This window comes from Gammaproteobacteria bacterium (assembly GCA_028819075.1).
Lineage (GTDB): Bacteria > Gemmatimonadota > Gemmatimonadetes > Longimicrobiales > Gaopeijiaceae > BD2-11.
Genome location: JAPPMM010000062.1, coordinates 1 through 17184, shown reverse-complemented (window position 1 = coordinate 17184; position 17184 = coordinate 1). Strand labels below are relative to the sequence as shown.

The window sequence follows — 17184 nt, the reverse complement described above, 5'->3', positions numbered from 1 at the left end:
GGACTCTATGGACGCCTATGGATGATACTGGACTTTCGGTGTCCGCTCCCATGGCTGAATGGGACTATTGCCGATCGACACGGAGCCGACGGACCGTGAACGCGCGGGGCATGGTTCACCGGGTCTTCGACCGGCTTGCGAACGTCGCCCACGGAGGAACCGCTGTGGAAGCGGAGGCTTCAGGCTGCCCCAAACATCCCGAGACCGACATGGCTGGCGTAGCCCAACGCCACTTGAGCACCGTGCCAACGGCCCATGACCGGAACCATGACTGACGCCGTTCCCGATCCGGGGCGTCAGTGTGATCGTAGGCATGGGCCAACAGGGAGCGGACAACGTATCGTGAAGCTGGCCTGCCCCACAGCGGCCAGGAATACCAGCCATTGTTCCAGCTACCGGAACAGCCCTGGGTGAGAGTTCGCTCGCGAACCGCGAAGACCGGGTGTTGGCTTAGTCCCAGAATGGCAGCGGTCCGGCCCCGTTACGATGCTGGCGACCCCGTGGTCGGAAGGTTCGACGATAGAGACCGACAACGATGTCTCGGTCGGCGCACTCTTGGTGTTCACACACCTTGCCACGGCGGCCGGGAAAGTGGCAGCTGTGTACATGTTCGCCGCGTGTCTGCACCTGTGGTGCTGTCACGCGGTGGCGGCTGTGCGCGAGAGAGACGGCAGTTGGTGGCGGGATTCCCCTAGTGTGTCAGATCACTGCCCAAGAGAGGACCGCGTATCCGCACTCCGGGCAGGAATAAGACTCCCCGAACTCGTGGTCTAGGGCGATCACCAACCGATCGGGTCCCAGCATACACGGCATACAGAACGGCTCGAACGGCGTACCAAAAGGGGGATTTCGGCGGATGGCAAAACCGCCCCTCCCGTCCTCGTCTCGCGGTACAAACTCGTAGTCCTTGGTCACGAGTCTCCGTCATCCATGCATTGTCACCGTATCTGCCATTCCTCGATTTCGCCGAACTTCGAGTAAGAGCGCAGCACCTCTTCGGTGGGCTGGAAACCGCCGCACCAATCATCGGAAGTTGTTTCCGGCCAGACCCCCTGCTGCTTATTCACGAGATCCCGCAACCTAGGTTTATTTGCGAATTGCGGAGGCACCGCCTTGCACTCCCCCCAGTCAAGCGATGGTGGTCCGTAGGGCAAACTGGACTTCTGCCACCATTTACAACCCCCACACCTAGGGGTAATCGTAATCATGCCTACCCCCCGTCCGTAATCAGCAGCAACCCCCGGGTCCGAAGCATCTCGTTCAGCGCGGCCACGTCCTCCGCGATCACCGTCTCCACGGCGGCGAGGTGCGCCTGCAGCTCCTCGTGCAGGATTCCCTTCACCTCCATCTCCTGGTTGGTGGGCGGGAAGTCGGCGTTGGTGAGCGCGTTGGTCAGGTAGCCCAGCTTCGACAGCAGGCGGGCCGCGAAACGGACCACATCCTGCCCCTGTCCGGTAAGGCGCAGATCCACCAGGGTTCCCTGCAGCTCCTCAAGCTTGGTCTCCAACTCGGCGATGGCGTCGGACAGCGCTTCGTCCTCCGCGAAGCGGGCCATGGTCTGCAGTTGGACCCGGAGCGCCTCCACCCGGTGCACGGCCTCGCCCGCGGCCACCACGTCCTCGCGCACGTCGCGCAGGAAGGCGATCTGCTCGGCGATGTCGGCCTCGGTCCCGGCCGAGTGCGGGTCCTTGATGACGGTGAGCGGCTGCTCGTGGGTCGCGCCGTCCACGTTCAGGCGCGCGGTGTACTGTCCAGGGGGCATCAGGATGGAGATCCGGGCACCGCCAGCCGGCCGTCCCTCCTCGCCCACCACGATGTGCTCGGCGTACATCGGGCTGGTGTAGAGCATGATGGGATCGTTGGGCTCGTCCCGGAGATCCCAGTAGATGCGGTTCACGCCCGCGTTGTTGCTGCCCTCCAAGGTGCGCACCACGGCCCCCATGCCGTCCAGGATCTCGACGGTAGGCGTCTCGCCGGCGGGTGCCGCCAGCCAGTAGTTGAGGTAGGCCCCGTACTCGGGATCGACCCCGACCGTGGGATCGTCGTAGGGAACCGAGGGCGGCGTGATGGACCTGAAGCGGTACGCGTCGCGGGGCGCGAACAGGTGTGAACCGGACGCCATCACCTCCGGGGTCAGCTGCTGAAGGGGCGCGAGATCGTCGAAGATCCAGAAGCCGCGCCCGTAGGTGCCCACCACCAGGTCGTTGAAGTGCTCCTGGATGACGATCCCCGACACCGGGGCGGCCGGCAGGTTGTTCTGGAGCGGCTGCCAGTTGTCGCCGTCGTCGAACGACACGTAGATGGCGTTCTCGGTGCCGACGTAGAGGAGGCCCTGCCGCTTCGTGTCCTCGATGATGATCTTCGTGTAACTCAGCATGCTGGGCGGGATGCCGTCGGTGATCTTCTCGAACGACTCGCCGTAGTCGCGCGTCCGGTAGACGTAGGGATCGCGCACGTTCATCTGGTGCCCGTCGATGGCCACGTAGGCCGTGCCCGGGTCGAAGCGGGACGGGGCGATGCTGCGCACGGCGAGCCACTCGGGCAGATCGGGCATGTTTTCGGTCACGTTGGTCCAGGTGGCGCCGTTGTCACGGGTCACGTGCAGAAGGCCGTCGTTGGTGCCCGCCCAGATCAGCCCCTGCTCGATGGGCGACTCGGCGATGCCGAACACCGTGCCCGCGTACTCCACGCCGATGTTGTCGCCGGTGAGGCCGCCCGAGAAGCCCATGCGGCTGCGGTCGTTAAGAGAGAGGTCCGGGCTGATGACCTCCCAGCTCTGGCCGCGGTTGCGAGTGCGGTGCACGTGCTGGCTCCCTACGTAGACCGTCTCGTTGTCGTGCGGGGAGATGTGCACCGGGGCATCCCAGACGAAGCGGTAGCGGACACCCTCCGCCGCGCCCCGGCTCTGTTCCGGCCACACCTCGACGCCCCGCCACTGGCGCCGGTCTTCCTCGTAGCGCACCACGATGCCGCCGACCATGCCCGACCCCGAGGCCGAGGACCAGACGATGTTGGAGTCGACGGGATCCGGGGTGGCGAACCCGCTCTCGCCGCCGCCCACATGGTGCCACATGCCGCGGGGAATGCCGGTGATGCGGCGCTGGCCCTGGATGCGGCTGTTGCTGGGCCCCCGGTAGGTGGGCTCGTCCTGCTTGTTTCCGAGGACGTTGTAGGGGATCTCGTTATCCACGGTCACGTGGTACATCTGCGCGTTGGTGAGACGCTGGCGGAACCAGGTCTTCCCGCGGTTGATGGAGATGGAGAGGCCCTGATCGTGGGCGACGATCATGCGGTCGCCGTTGCCGGGGTCGATCCACATGTCGTGGTGGTCACCGCCCGGTGCGTCCTCGCGCGGGATCACGTTGATGGCGCGGCCGCCGTCGGTCGACACCGAGAAGGAGGCGGTCAGGAAGTACGCCTCGTCCTCGTCGTCCGGCGAGACCACGACCCGCGAGTAGTAGTGCGGGCGCCCCATGGCGTTGCGGTTGCGGGTGATGCGCTCCCAGGTGGTGCCACCGTCGGTCGAGCCCCAGACCTGGCCGTCCTCGGTCTCGCGGCCATCCCAGGGAATCCCGTCGCCGGTCTCGAGCATCGCATAGACGCGCTGGTTGTTGGAGGGCGCGATCGCCACCGCAACCTTCCCCACCGGCAGGTTGGGCAGCCCGATGCCGTTGTCGGGACCGTTGAGCTTCTCCCAGGTGTCGCCCCCGTCGCGCGAGACGTGCAGGCCTCCGCCGGGTCCGCCGCTGGTGCGGCCGTAGGTGTGGATCTCGAGCTGCCAGGTCCCGGCGAACAGGTTGCGCGGGTTGACGGGGTCGAGCGCGATGTCGGAGCACCCCGTGTTCTCGTCCACGAAGAGGATGCGCTCCCAGCTCTCGCCGCCGTCCATGGTGCGGTAGACGCCGCGCTCCTGCTGCGGCCCGTAGGAATGCCCGAGCGCGCACACGTAGACGATGTCGGAATCGGTCGGATGGATGGCGAGCCGGGGAATGCGCCCGGTCTGCTCGAGCCCCATCAGCGTCCAGGTCGCCCCCGCGTCCGTGGACTTGTAGACCCCCTGGCCGATGGAGATGTGGCTGCGGATTTTTCCCTCGCCCGTGCCGGCCCAGACGATGTTGGGATCGGTCACGGACACCCCCAGCGAACCGATCGACTGCACCGGCTGGTCGTCGAAGATGGCGTCCCAGTTCACGCCGCCGTCAGTGGTCTTGTAGATGCCTCCGGAGGCGGCGCCGACGTAGTAGGTGTACGGGTCGCTGGGCAGGCCGGCGGCCGCGGAAAAGCGGTTGCCCTCGGGGCCGATGTAGCGCCACTCGAGGTCGGCGTAGGCTTCGGGGGAGGGGGCCTGCTGGGCGGCCGCGGGCGCGGAAGCGGCGGCCAGGGCCAGGAGGAGGAAGAAGGCGGGGATCCTGGGTGCGAAGGCGTTCATGGCAGGTCTCGCGTGGGACGGGGGACGGGGATGAAATGTCATGGCAGACGGGGCGGGGCGACCCGCGCGAATCGACATCCGTCGGATGCCGCGGTCTTGTCTCATCGAGGAGGCAGGTACGATTCGTCTCCGGCGGGCGTCAAGCGGGAAACTACGGCGGACCGGGTCGCCTCGACGATCAGGTCGATCTCCGCGGAAGTGACCGCGAAGTGGGGAGTGTAGCGGACGGAGTTGGCGCCTCCGTGAATCACGCCCACGCCGTTCCGTCGCATCTCCTCCTCGACGCTCCCGGACCCGTGGCTCCTGATGGCGGGCTCGAAGGCGCAACTGACGAGGAGACCGGTGCCCTGGACCGCGGTAATCGGTCCGTCGAGATCGGAGGCCACGCGTTCGAGCTTCTCTACCAGCTCGGCGCCGCGCGCGCGGATGTTCTCGCGCAGCTCGCCGGTGAGGGACGACAGCACGGCCACGGCCACTTCGAGGGCGCGCGGGTTGGTGGTCATGGTATTGCCGTAGACGCCCCGCCGGTACATCGCGGCGGCCCGGGGCGTCATCGCCACCACCGAGAGCGGGTACTGGCCCGCGTTCAGCGCCTTCGAATACGTCTCGACATCGGGAGGATCGGCGTTCTCGAAGCCGGGATAGTCGACGATGGAAAGGCAACCGTGCGCCCGCAGCCCGGCCTGGATCGAATCGACCACCAGCAGGCTGGCGTGGGCTCGGGACAGCGCGCGCGCCTCGTCGTAGAACTTGCGGGTCACCGCCTTCCCGGGATTCCCCTCGCCCATCACCGGCTCCATGTAGAAGGCCTCGATGAACCAGCCTTCGTCGTCGGCGAGGGCGTAGACGTGGCGCAGTTGGCCGATGTCGTTGGCGCGCACGGTCAGGGCGTTGTGGCCGCGGAAGCTGGCGAGGTTGTCGCGGTAGTAGCAGGCCGTCGAGTCCGAGACCTGGGCGGGCCGGCTGGTGCGCCCGTGGAAGCCGCCTTCGAGCGCGAGGGTCCGGATGGAGGCGCCGTCACGGGACCCGCCGGGGTCGGTGATCTCTTTCGCGTGGACGTCCGCGAGGCGGGAGGCGAAGGTCATCGCCTCGGAGCCGCTGTTGAGGCACACGAAGTGCTCAAAGGGACATGCGCCCGCCCGCCGGTGGCCGATCTCCGCCTCGAGCGCCCGGATGAGGCGGGGCTGGCTGGGGCTCGCGGTCATGACGTTGGCCATGACGCGGGGCTCGCTCATGGCGTCGAGCACCGCCCGGGGCGAATGCCCGAGCCCGAGCATGCCGTATCCGCCCGAATCGTGAATCACGGCGCCCGCGGAGGTAACGATCCAGGGGCCGCGGGCGGCGAGGGCGACGTAGGGGTTGACGAGGTCGTCGGGGTAGAAGTTGAGGTAGCCGCGCTGCATCCGCCTGACCTGGTCCGCTTCGTCGAGGCCGGCGATGTCCGGCAACTCCCGCCGGAAGCGGCGACTGGATTCCCCGGCTTCGGCGATGGCCTGGCGGAGAACGGCGTCCCCTGCAGCAAAGCGCTCGATCACGGCGTCCGGAAGACCGGGGGAGGCGCACGTTCCGCTCTGTTCCCGGATTTCGCGAAGGGTCGCCAGCGCGTCGCGGGCAGTCGGCATTCGGCGGGCTCCGGGGTGATGGTTGCGATTGCAGGCGGAAGGTCAAGCTAGAAAACCGCGCGGCGATTGAAAACTCCCGCGCCCGCGACCGTCCCCTGAACGTCGCCCGGCGAGTCGGCTCGCGTATCTTGTTCGGGTGTACGAGCAGCAATGGCGATTCTCCGGTCCCGGGCCGGACCCATCAACCTGGAGTTGGACTCATGACGCGTTCCGCCCTCGCACTCCCGATCGTCCTCGTACTCGCCGCCGGCTGCGGGGGGTACGCGGAACCCGCCCCGCCCGCGCCCGCCGCCGACGCGGGGGAGGCCGCGACTCCGGACCAAGAGGCCACACCCGACCGGGGGGCCGCGACCCCCGACCCGAGCCCGTCCGATCTGGCCGCGCGCGTGGCGACCATCGAGATCGTGCCGGCCATCATCGAGGTGCAGCGGGGAGACTCCATCACCTTCCGTGGCATCCTGCGCGACGAGGCCGGCAACGTGGTCGAGGGAGCCCTGTGGGGGGTGAGCACGCTCGGGCCGTTCGAGCTGCGCTCCATCAAGGACGAGATTCCCGAGACCTACGTCCTGCGGGGCACGGAATACGGGGAGGCCGTGATCGGCGTGTTCCTCGGCCTTGCCGGGCCGTCCGCGGATCAGCCCAACTGGACGCCGGCCGCCGAGATCCCCGTGAAGGTGAACGACTACCCGGTGGCGCGTATCGACATCGACCCGCCCGGCTACGCCAGCTACGCGGGGACGTCCTTCACGCTGACGGGGCGGGCGATCACCACGGCGGGGGAGGAGCACGCCGAGGAGGTGGTGGAGTGGTCCTCGGAGGACGAGGCCGTGGCCACCGTTACGGCCGACGGGCGGCTGGAGCTGGTCCGGCCGGGCGCGGTGCGCATCGTCGGCGAAGCCGGCGGAGTGAGCGCCGAAGTCGCCCTGGACGTGGTCGCCAACCCGGTGGAGCGCATGACCGTATCCGCACCCGAGTCCCGGGTGCGCACCGGCGACGTGGTCCGGATGGCGGTCGCCGCCATGGACGCTTCCGGCGAGCGCGTGGATGATGTCGCGCTGGCCTACCAGGTCGAGCGGGAGGGCGCCGCCGGAGCCGCAGCCACGGCCTACGGGGACGGCGCCTTCGTGGCCGAGGAGCCCGGGCAATACCGCGTCCGCGTGGACGCAGGCACCGCGGCCGAGCAGGTCGACATCGAGGTCTTCCCGCGCGAGGCCACCCGCGAGGTCTCGCTGGTGGGACAGGGCCCGCTGGGCACCTCGAGTTCGGACCTCTGGGTCTTCGAGGGGCTGGACGGGCGCGACTATGCCTACACGGGCACCATGTCCGCGGCCACCATGTACGCGTGGGACGTCACCGACCCCGCCGTGCCCGTAATCGTCGACTCCCTCAGGGTGGACGGCCGCCGCGTCAACGATGTCAAGATCAACGACGACCGCACCATCGCCATCGTCACCAGCGAGAACGCCTCAAATCGCCGCAACGGCATTACCCTCATCGACATCACCAACCCCGCCGACCCGGAGACCATCACCCATTACACCGAGGGTCTCACCGGCGGCATCCACAACGTCTGGTTCGTGGGCGACCTGGTTTACGCCATCAACGATGGTACCCTCGACGTCCATATCATCGACATTTCCGATCCCGCCAACCCGTTCCAGGCCGGGCGCTGGGGCCTCGACAAAGCGAACAAGTACCTGCACGACGTGAGCGTGGTGGACGGCATCGCCTACCTGTCGTACTGGAACGACGGCCTGGTCATGCTCGACGTCGGCGACGGCCGCCGGGGCGGGACGCCGACCGAACCGCAGCTCATCTCCTCGTACAGCTATCTCTACGACATCAACGGCGCCCTCTTCGGCAACACCCACCACGCCATCCGCTACGGCGACTACGTGTTCCTCGGGGACGAGATCTTCGGATGCCCGCAGTGCGACGGTCCCCGCGGCTACGTGCACGTCGTCGACGTGAGCGACATCGAGAATCCGCGCGAAGTCGCCGAGTTCAGGCTGCCCGACGCCGGAAGCCACAACCTCTGGGTCGAGGATGACCTGCTCTACATCGCCTACTACCAGGGGGGGCTGCGCATCGTCGACGTGTCGGGCGAGCTGCGCGGGGATCTGCTCGCGCAGGGGCGCGAAGTGGCGTCCTTCATGACCACCCCCGAAGGCGAGAGCACGACCATGGCGTGGGGCCCGCAGCCCTACAAGGGCAACATCTTCGTGTCCGACATGCGCACCGGGCTCTGGGTGATGAACCTGGCCCCGGCGAGGGTGATTCCGTAGCGGGCCGGCGCTCACTTGCCGAGCCGATGCGCGCGTCGGATTCTTGCATGTGAACGCCCGTCCGCGGGCGCGCCGCCCGGCAGGTCGCTCCCGGTCAGCCGCTGACCGCCTGCCGTCCAACAACCGAACCACAGGAAGGACCCCATGCGTCATCTCGCCGCCCTTCTCCTCTGCCTTGTCGTCTGGACCTGCGCCGAAGCCCCCGAGGCCGCCCAGGAGCCGGAAGTTTCAGCTGAAACGCCGTTGCCGCCGGGATCCGCATACGAGGGCCCGGCCTTCGAGTTCGAGGAGGTGGTTCCGGGGATCTACCACGCCCGCGGGACCGGCTCCCTGAACGTCGGCTCCCACGGCGCGGTGGTGGTGAACGACGACCACGTGCTGCTCGTGGAGTCCCATATCTCACCCGCCGCGGCACGGGCGGCCTACGACGAAGTGATGGAGCTCACCGGCAAGCCGCTGCGCTACGTGGTCAACACGCACTTCCACTTCGACCACGCGCACGGCAACAGCGCCTACCCGGACGACGTCCACGTCATCGGCCACGAGTTCACGCGCGAGATGATCGAGAACGGCGGCTCGATGGGGCGTTCCTGGGAGAACTTCGTGGGTGGGCTCCCGGCCCAGATTGCGGCGCTTGCGGACCAGGTCATGCGCACCGACATCGAGGAGGAGCGCATCGAGCTGGAGGACCAGCTGGCGTTCCTGGAGAACTACTACGCGAGCCAGGAGGGACTCGACCCGGAGAGCCCCAACACGACCCTCTCGGAGCGGATGACGCTGTTCGCGGGCGACCGCGAGATCCGCATCCTCTTCTACGGGCGCGGTCATACGGGGGGCGATGTAGTAGTGCACCTCCCCGCCGAGCGGGTGCTCATCACCGGGGATCTGCTGCTCCCCCGGCTGCCTTTCATGGGCGATGGCTACCCCGGGGAGTGGGCCGAGACGCTCGAGCACCTGAAGGGGCTGGAGTTCGACTGGGTGCTGCCGGGCCACGGCGATCCATTCCAGGATCGCCCGATCATCGACCATCTGCAGGCCTACCTGCGCGACTTCGAGGAACGGGCGACGGCGCTGCACGCGCAAGGGCTCTCCTACCAGGAGGCTGCGGCGCAGATCGACATGAGCGATCACGCCGGAAACTACCCGCAGATCATCGGGCCGGGCGTGCCGGAGATCGCCATGCAGCGGATGTTCGATCTGCTGAACGGGACGGCGGGGTAGGCAGTCCGAAGGACAAGCCGCGCGAAACGCGTCCGATTCTGACAGGAGGGTCTCCGGCGAGCGAGGATGGACGATCGCGGATGAGGCGTCAACGACTCGCGTTTGCCGTCGCGACGACGCTGTCCGCCGCCCTTTGGACGCATGCCTGCGGGGATGGGGCCACGGAACCCCCGCCCCCCAATCCGCCGCGACCGGTCGTGGTCTCGGTCGTCCCCCAACTCACCGAGCTATTGGCTCGGGGTGCGACCGTGCAGCTGCGGGCAAAGGTGCTTGACCAGAGGGCCCAGGTGATGACCGACGTCTCCGTTTCGTGGTCGAGCAACGACGCGTCGGTCGCGTCGGTGGACGGGTCGGGGCTGGTGACGGCCATCGGCAACGGCAGCGCGACGATCACGGCCACAGCCGGAACCGCGTCCGGGCACGCTTCGGTGGCCGTATTCGAGATCACGGAGCGGGCGGCGCTGACGGCGCTCTACAACGCGACGGACGGCCCCAACTGGGTAAACGCCGACAACTGGCGGACCGACATGCCCCTCGGGGACTGGTACGGGGTGCAGACCGACGACGCCGGACGGGTCGAGGCTCTCGATCTGAGGGGCCAGTGGGACAGCGAAGCCCGGTTGCCGATACCCCATGGCCTTTCGGGTTCCATTCCCCCCGAACTGGGAGCCCTCCTCCAACTGGTCTCCCTGGATCTCGGAAACAACCATCTTACCGGCCCGATCCCGCCCGCACTCGGCAACCTCGCCCACCTTCGGTACCTGGGCTTCACACGAAACAATCTGACCGGCGCCATCCCGCCGGCACTCGCCAATCTCACAAGTCTTGAAGTTCTGGCTCTCGGCGGAAATGCCCTGACCGGGGAAATCCCCATGGGACTCGGCAACCTCGCCAGCCTGACGGAATTGTATCTCTGGGCAAATGATCTGACAGGCCCGGTCCCGCCCGAGCTCGGCAATCTCGCCAACCTCAGGGAATTGTACCTCAGTAGCAACGATCTCACCGGCCCCATCCCGGCAGCACTCGGCAACCTGGCCAGCCTGACGGAACTGTACCTCAGTAGCAACGATCTCACCGGCCCCATCCCGACGGCACTCGGCAACCTCGCCAGCCTGACGGAACTGTACCTCAGCAGCAACGATCTCACCGGCTCCATCCCGACCGAACTCGGCAACCTCGCCAGCCTCACGGTCCTGTCCCTCTGGGGAAACGATCTGACAGGCCCGATCCCGTCGGAACTGGGCAGCCTCACCAGCCTCACGGATCTGTCGCTCTGGAGCAATGATCTCACGGGCATGGTTCCGGGCGAGCTGGGCCGCCTCGTCAGCCTGGAGCGACTTCGGCTGAGGAACAACAACCTGACGGGTCGAATCCCGCCTCAACTCGCCAGCCTCGACAGCGTCCGGATCCTGTCGTTGAGCGAAAACCAGCTCACCGGTCCCATTCCGCCGGAACTCGGCAACCTTCCAGGCATCGAAGAGCTGAACCTGGCGTCGAACAGGCTGTCCGGCGCGATTCCCACCGAACTTGGCAACCTCTCGACCGTGGAAGCGCTGTTTCTGGACTTCAATGGCCTCCAGGGCCCGGTACCCCCCGAATTCGCAAGCATGGCAAGCCTTCGGGAACTGGGTCTTTCGTTCAACGGCGGCTTGTCGGGGGCCCTTCCGGTCGAGCTGACCGAGCTGCAGCTCGATGCGCTGGTTGCCGAGGGAACCGGCCTGTGCGCTCCCTCGGATCCTGCGTTCCAGAACTGGCTGGCAGGGGTGTACAGGCGCCGCGTCGCACCCTGCGTTGAAGAAAACCCGTCGGAGGCGTACCTGGTTCAGGCGGTCCAATCGCGAGAGTTTCCTGTTCCGCTGGTCGCGGGCGAGAAGGCGCTGCTGCGGGTGTTCGTGACGGCCCGACAGGCTACCAGCGCGGGCATGCCGCCGGTACGGATCCGCTTCTACCACGATGGCCGGCAGACGCACGTGGCGGAGATCCCCGGCACATCCACGCCGATCCCCACCGAGGTGGACGAGAGCAGCCTCTCGCGGTCGGCGAACGCCGAGATACCGAGCCATCTGGTACAGCCGGGGCTCGAGATGGTGATGGAGGTGGATCCGCAGGATACGCTGGACCCGGAGCTGGGCGTGGCAAAGCGGATCCCCGAGACGGGACGCCTGGAAGTGGATGTCCGGGAAATGCCGCCCTTCGACCTGACGCTGATTCCGTTCGTCTGGAGCGCGACCCACGACTCGTCGATGGTTGACTTGACCCGGGCCATGGCCGAGGACATCGGGGCCCACGAGATGTTCGGAGATCTGCATCTTCTTCCCATCGGCGATGTGCGGGTGACGGCGCATGAGCCCGTTCTGAGTTCGAGCAACAGCGCGGTCGTCCTGTTGCGGCAGACCGCGGCGATCCGGGCAATGGAGGGCGGCACCGGCCACTTCATGGGCATGATGGGGTGGCCGGTCACCGGTGCGCGAGGAGTGGCCTATCGGCCCGGCAGGTCAAGCTTCTCGAGGCCTTTCACCTCCACCATCGCTCACGAAATCGGTCACAACCTGGATCTGCGCCACGCGCCCTGTGGCGGAGCCGGCGGCCCGGATCCGTCGTTTCCGTACTCCGACGGCTCCATCGGAGCGTGGGGCTACGATTTCCGCGCGGGTGGCAGCCTCGTGCGCCCGGACACACCGGATCTGATGTCGTATTGCGGGCCCCCGGACGGTGTCAGCGACTACCATTACACCAACGCGCTGCGCTTCCGCCTGGACGACGCAGACAGCGTGACCTCGCGCGCGCCGCCACTGGCCTCCACGGCGACCAGATCGCTCCTCCTGTGGGGTGGAATCGACGCGGACAACGTGCCCTACATGGAACCGGGGTTCGTGGTCGACGCACAGCCCTCGCTGCCACTGTCGGGCGGCGACCATCGGCTCGTCGGTCGAACGGCGACCGGCGCGCAACTCTTCTCCCTGGCCTTCGCCATGCCTGAGGTGGCGGACGGCGACGGCAGCTCCAGCTTCGCCTTCGTGCTCCCGGTGCCCCCGGAATGGGAGGGGAGTCTCGCGACCATCACGCTCGCCGGACCGGGCGGTTTCGTCACCCTCGACGGCGAGACGGACCGCCCGATGGCGATTCTGCGCAACCCGCGCAACGGTCAGGTGCGGGGGATTCTGCGGGATCCGCCGCCCGAGAACCGGGTGGCCGCGGCCGCGGCGCCCGGCGCCCCCGGATCGGCCCTCGAGGTGCTGTTCAGCCGGGGAATGCCGGGCACGGAGGCCTGGCGGCGGTAGGGGCCACGAAGCCGATGAAGCCTCAGTCGATCCTACCCCGCTCCCTGAACTCCTCCGCCTTCTGCTCCATGCCGCCGCGTACGAGGTCCTCGGCGGTCTGGTAGCCCTGCTCCTCCGCGTAGGCGCGGATGTCCTGGGTGATGCGCATCGAGCAGAACTTGGGGCCGCACATCGAACAGAAGTGAGCCACCTTGGCGCCCTCGGCGGGCAGGGTCTCGTCGTGGAAGGCGCGCGCGGTGACCGGGTCCAGCGAGAGGTTGAACTGGTCCTCCCAGCGGAACTCGAAGCGCGCCTTCGAGAGGGCGTCGTCCCATTCCTGCGCCCGCGGATGGCCCTTGGCCAGGTCCGCGGCGTGGGCGGCGATCTTGTAGCTGATGACGCCGGCCTTCACGTCGTCGCGGTTGGGGAGGCCGAGGTGCTCCTTGGGCGTAACGTAGCAGAGCATCGCGGTGCCGAACCACCCGATCTGCGCCGCGCCGATGGCGCTTGTGATGTGGTCGTAGCCGGGGGCGATGTCCGTCGTCAGGGGCCCGAGGGTGTAGAAGGGCGCCTCGTCGCACCAGTCGAGCTGCTTGTCCATGTTCTCCTGGATCATGTGCATGGGCACGTGCCCCGGCCCCTCGCACATGACCTGCACCCCATGCTCCCAGGCGATGCGGGTGAGCTCGCCCTGGGTGCGCAGCTCCGCGAACTGGGCCTCGTCGTTGGCGTCGGCGATGGACCCCGGACGCAGCCCGTCTCCCAGCGAGAAGGAGATGTCGTACGCCGCCATGATCTCGCAGATCTCGCGGAAGCGGGTGTAGAGGAAGCTCTCCCGGTGATGCGCCAGGCACCAGTGCGCGATGATGGAGCCGCCGCGCGAAACGATCCCGGTCACGCGGTTCGCGGTCAGGGGCACGTAGCGCAGCAGCACCCCGGCGTGCACCGTGAAGTAGTCCACCCCCTGCTCCGCCTGCTCGATGAGGGTGTCGCGATAGGCCTCCCAGGTGAGGTCCTCGGGGACGCCGCCCACCTTCTCGAGCGCCTGGTAGATGGGCACCGTGCCGATGGGCACCGGCGAGTTGCGCAGGATCCACTGGCGGGTCTCGTGGATGTTCTTCCCGGTGGACAGGTCCATCACCGTGTCCGCGCCCCAGAGCGTCGCCCACTGCAGTTTCGCGACTTCCTCCTCTATCGAGGACGAGACGGCGGAGTTGCCGATGTTGGCGTTGATCTTCACCGCGAAGTTGCGGCCGATGATCATGGGCTCGGATTCGGGATGATTGATGTTCGCGGGGATGATGGCGCGCCCGCGGGCCACCTCGTCGCGCACGAACTCGGGGCTCATGCCCTCGCGGATGGCGATGAACTCCATTTCGCGCGTGATCTCGCCCCGGCGGGCGTACTGGAGCTGGGTGACGGGCCCGCCGGTGGAGCGGAGGGGCCGGTTGTGGAGCGCGGCTGGCATCTCGGCCCCGTTGGCGCTCGGCGGCGCGAGCGACGCCTGCGGGAGCGACTGGCCCACGCCGCCGCGCTCGGCGATCCACTCCGCACGCAGTTTGGGGATGCCCTGGCGCACGTCCGTGTCCTGCGGGCCGGAGGTGTCGTAGACCCTGAGCGACGGCTCGCCTCCCGAGAGGGAGATCTCGCGCATCGGCACACTCATGCCGCCGGGACCGTCGACGAACACCTTGCGGGAGTTGGGAAAGGCGTCGCCGTAGTCGGCGGCGGCGGAGCTGGTGGGGAGGCTTCGGTCGACGCGCCGCATGCGGCGGGCGGAGGTGCGCCCGTTTCCGGCCTGTCCGTTTCCGCCTTGGGCAGTCGCCTGTTCGGGTCCGCTGGAGCCGTTCCCGGCCTGTCCGTTTCCGCCTTGCGATCCGCTTGAGTTGCGTGCCATCGGCCACCTTCCTGTGCTCGTGGGGACCTGCGGAACTCCGGGTCGGGAGTATCGGGACCCCGGATGTAGCGGTAAGATAGCGAGGATGCCCCCAAAGGGCACAGGAAATCCTTCCCCGGACGCGGGCGCGGCGACCGACTCGACCAGGCGCGTCGGGAATCCGGACCATCGCACGACAGGACGAAGACACGATGCAATCGATGACCAGACGACCGCTCGCACGACGTTTCGCAGCACTGGCCTTCGCTGTCCTCGCGGCCGCCGCCGCGCTGCCGGGAATCGCCCTATCCGGGACAGCCGTCGCCCAGGCACCGGCGGCGCAGGCCCCCATCAACACCTACAACGCCATCCACCACCCGGTGGTGGGACGCAACGGGATGGTGGCGAGCCAGAACTTCCTGGCCACCGAGATCGGGGTGGACATCCTGCGCCGGGGCGGCAATGCCATCGACGCGGGAGTGGCGGTGGGACTGGCGCTCGCGGTGACCCTGCCGCGCGCTGGAAACGTGGGGGGCGGCGGGTTCATCCTGCTGCACCTGGCCGAGGAGGACCGTACGGTGGTGGTCGACTTCCGCGAAACCGCGCCCGCGGCCGCGCACGCCGACATGTTCTTCGGGGCGGACGGCGAGGTCGACAACGAGGAATACCGCTTCAGCCACAAGTCGTCGGCAATTCCCGCGTCGGTGGCCGGCTTCGATCATCTGCTGCGCAACTACGGGACCATGAGCTGGCGGGAAGTGGCCCAGCCAGCCATCGACCTGGCGCGCGACGGCATGGTGGTGTGGGAGGACCTGGCCGTGAACCTCGCCCGCAGCAAGCCGCGGCTCGGCGCGAACCCCGCGTCGCGGGCCAAGTTCTACAAGCCCGACGGCTCCAGCTACGAGGTGGGCGACCTCTACAGGCAGCCGGATCTGGCCTGGACGCTGGAGCAGATCGCCGAGGGCGGCGCCGACGCCTTCTACAGGGGCGAGATCGCGCGCCGCATCGCCACCGACATGGCCAGGCACAACGGCCTGATCACCATGGAGGACCTGGCCAACTACCGCGTCGTCGAGCGCGAGCCGGTGCGCGGCACCTTCCGCGACTACGAGATCGCGGCCATGTCCGCGCCCAGCTCGGGCGGGATGCACATCGTCCAGATGCTCAACATCTTCGAGAACTTCCCCCTGAAGGAGATGGGCTACGGCAGCGCCGACGCCATGCACGTCATGGCCGAGTCGATGAAGCTGGCGTACGCCGACCGCAGCAAGTACCTGGGCGACCCGGACCACCTCGATCTCCCGGTCGCCGCCCTCACCAGCAAGGACTACGCGGCGGAACTGGCGCGGGGCATCTCCCTCAGCAGCGCCCGCCCGTCATCGGACATCGGGCCGGGCAACCTGGCCCCCTACGAGAGCCCGGAGACCACGCACTACTCCATCCTAGACAGCGAAGGCAACGCGCTGGTCAACACCTACACGCTGATGTTCTCCTACGGCTCGGGAGTCGTGATCGAGGGCACCGGCATCCTGATGAACAACAACCTCGGCAACTTCACCCTGCGGCCCGACATCCCCGACGCCTTCGGGCTGATGGGGAGCGCCGACAATCAGATCGCCGCGGGACGCCGGCCGGTGAGCTCCATGACCCCGATCATCGTGCTGCGCGACGGCCGGCCCTTCCTGCTCACAGGCAGCCCGGGCGGAAGCCGCATCATCACCACCAACCTGCAGCTGCTGGTGAACGTGCTCGAACACGGCATGAACATCGCCGACGCCACCGCCCGGCCGCGCATGCACCATCAGTGGTACCCGGACCGGCTGGAGGTGGAAAGCGGGTTCAGCCCCGACGTGATCCGCGCCCTGCGCGCCCGCGGCCACGACGTCCAGTTCAGCGCCGGCATGGGCAGCCTTCAGACGGTGATGTTCTCCGACGGGCTCTTCTACGGCTACGCCGACCCGCGCCGGCCGGGGGCGATGGCGCTGGGGTATTGACTTGGTCGCCAAGCGCTGAGGGCGACGTACACGCTCGCCACCGGTAGGGTGCGCGAATTCAGACGGCGGAGTCCCATTCTGCCATTGACCTGGTTCTGCGCTCCAGCGCTGGCGACCAGCCTTTCCCGAATTCCGCATTCTTGGGTCCCGTTCTGCCATTGCTTGGTTCGGCGCCGCTGACGCCGAGGGGACCTGCACTCCGCGGTCGCGAATTCACATGGCGGAGTCCGATTCTGCCATTGACCTGATTCGGCGCCCGTGACGTCGGGGGACCCGCGTTCGCCCCGGATTCACATGGCGGAGTCCCAAACTGCCATTGACAACTTTGGAGTGCGCGACTTGGTCGAGTCCGGCGTCGCGGATTCTCCTGCCCGCCAAGGGCTCTCACAGGCTCGCTGACGGCCTTCGCAGCCCCGTTCCTGCTCCGAAGGCCTCCCGACCTCACTTCGGCGACTACAGGGCATCCTGAGAAGCCGATTTCCGTGGCGTTATATTTG

8 protein-coding genes are annotated in these 17184 nt (G+C 67.6%); 4 read left to right on the top strand and 4 right to left on the bottom strand.

Going from position 1 to position 17184, the window contains the following annotated elements; all coding sequences use genetic code 11:
- Positions 1-938 precede the first annotated feature (938 nt).
- The 3 genes from OXU32_16715 to OXU32_16705 form a co-directional block, all read right to left on the bottom strand.
- Positions 939-1067, bottom strand: a complete 129-nt coding sequence (locus OXU32_16715; GenBank protein MDE0075599.1) for a hypothetical protein — start codon at positions 1065-1067, stop codon at positions 939-941.
- 143 nt (positions 1068-1210) lie between these two features.
- On the bottom strand, positions 1211-4429 hold the full coding sequence (locus OXU32_16710) for a sialidase (GenBank protein ID MDE0075598.1): 3219 nt from the start codon (positions 4427-4429) through the stop codon (positions 1211-1213).
- A gap of 101 nt (positions 4430-4530) precedes the next feature.
- Positions 4531-6051, bottom strand: coding sequence for an aminotransferase class III-fold pyridoxal phosphate-dependent enzyme (locus tag OXU32_16705; GenBank protein ID MDE0075597.1), 1521 nt, complete (start codon positions 6049-6051; stop codon positions 4531-4533).
- Between the two features lie 200 nt (positions 6052-6251).
- On the opposite strand from OXU32_16705, the gene OXU32_16700 reads away from it, so the two are divergent.
- The 3 genes from OXU32_16700 to OXU32_16690 all read left to right on the top strand — a co-directional run bounded on the left by OXU32_16700 (position 6252) and on the right by OXU32_16690 (position 12838).
- Complete coding sequence (locus OXU32_16700) at positions 6252-8336, top strand: hypothetical protein (protein MDE0075596.1); 2085 nt, start codon at positions 6252-6254, stop codon at positions 8334-8336.
- Between the two features lie 144 nt (positions 8337-8480).
- Entirely contained in the window at positions 8481-9557 is a 1077-nt protein-coding gene (locus OXU32_16695; GenBank protein MDE0075595.1) for an MBL fold metallo-hydrolase, read from the top strand.
- Between the two features lie 80 nt (positions 9558-9637).
- Positions 9638-12838, top strand: a complete 3201-nt coding sequence (locus OXU32_16690) for a leucine-rich repeat domain-containing protein (protein MDE0075594.1) — start codon at positions 9638-9640, stop codon at positions 12836-12838.
- A gap of 22 nt (positions 12839-12860) precedes the next feature.
- Here OXU32_16690 and thiC read toward each other — a convergent pair whose 3' ends face one another.
- A complete protein-coding gene (gene thiC / locus OXU32_16685; protein MDE0075593.1) occupies positions 12861-14585 on the bottom strand; it encodes a phosphomethylpyrimidine synthase ThiC in 1725 nt (574 codons plus the stop codon).
- A 329-nt stretch (positions 14586-14914) separates the two neighbouring features.
- Here thiC and ggt point away from each other — a divergent pair, with 329 nt between their 5' ends.
- Positions 14915-16687 (top strand): gamma-glutamyltransferase, encoded by a 1773-nt coding sequence (gene ggt / locus OXU32_16680; protein MDE0075592.1) that lies wholly within the window; start codon positions 14915-14917, stop codon positions 16685-16687.
- Positions 16688-17184: the final 497 nt, after the last annotated feature.

Bases quoted from the DNA above. Each gene is read 5' to 3' on its own strand.
- OXU32_16710 (MDE0075598.1), bottom strand. From the start codon at position 4,429: ATGAACGCCTTCGCACCCAGGATCCCCGCCTTCTTCCTCCTCCTGGCC.
- OXU32_16705 (MDE0075597.1), bottom strand. From the start codon at position 6,051: ATGCCGACTGCCCGCGACGCGCTGGCGACCCTTCGCGAAATCCGGGAA.
- OXU32_16700 (MDE0075596.1), top strand. From the start codon at position 6,252: ATGACGCGTTCCGCCCTCGCACTCCCGATCGTCCTCGTACTCGCCGCC.
- OXU32_16695 (MDE0075595.1), top strand. From the start codon at position 8,481: ATGCGTCATCTCGCCGCCCTTCTCCTCTGCCTTGTCGTCTGGACCTGC.
- OXU32_16690 (MDE0075594.1), top strand. From the start codon at position 9,638: ATGAGGCGTCAACGACTCGCGTTTGCCGTCGCGACGACGCTGTCCGCC.
- thiC (MDE0075593.1), bottom strand. From the start codon at position 14,585: ATGCGGCGCGTCGACCGAAGCCTCCCCACCAGCTCCGCCGCCGCCGAC.
- ggt (MDE0075592.1), top strand. From the start codon at position 14,915: ATGACCAGACGACCGCTCGCACGACGTTTCGCAGCACTGGCCTTCGCT.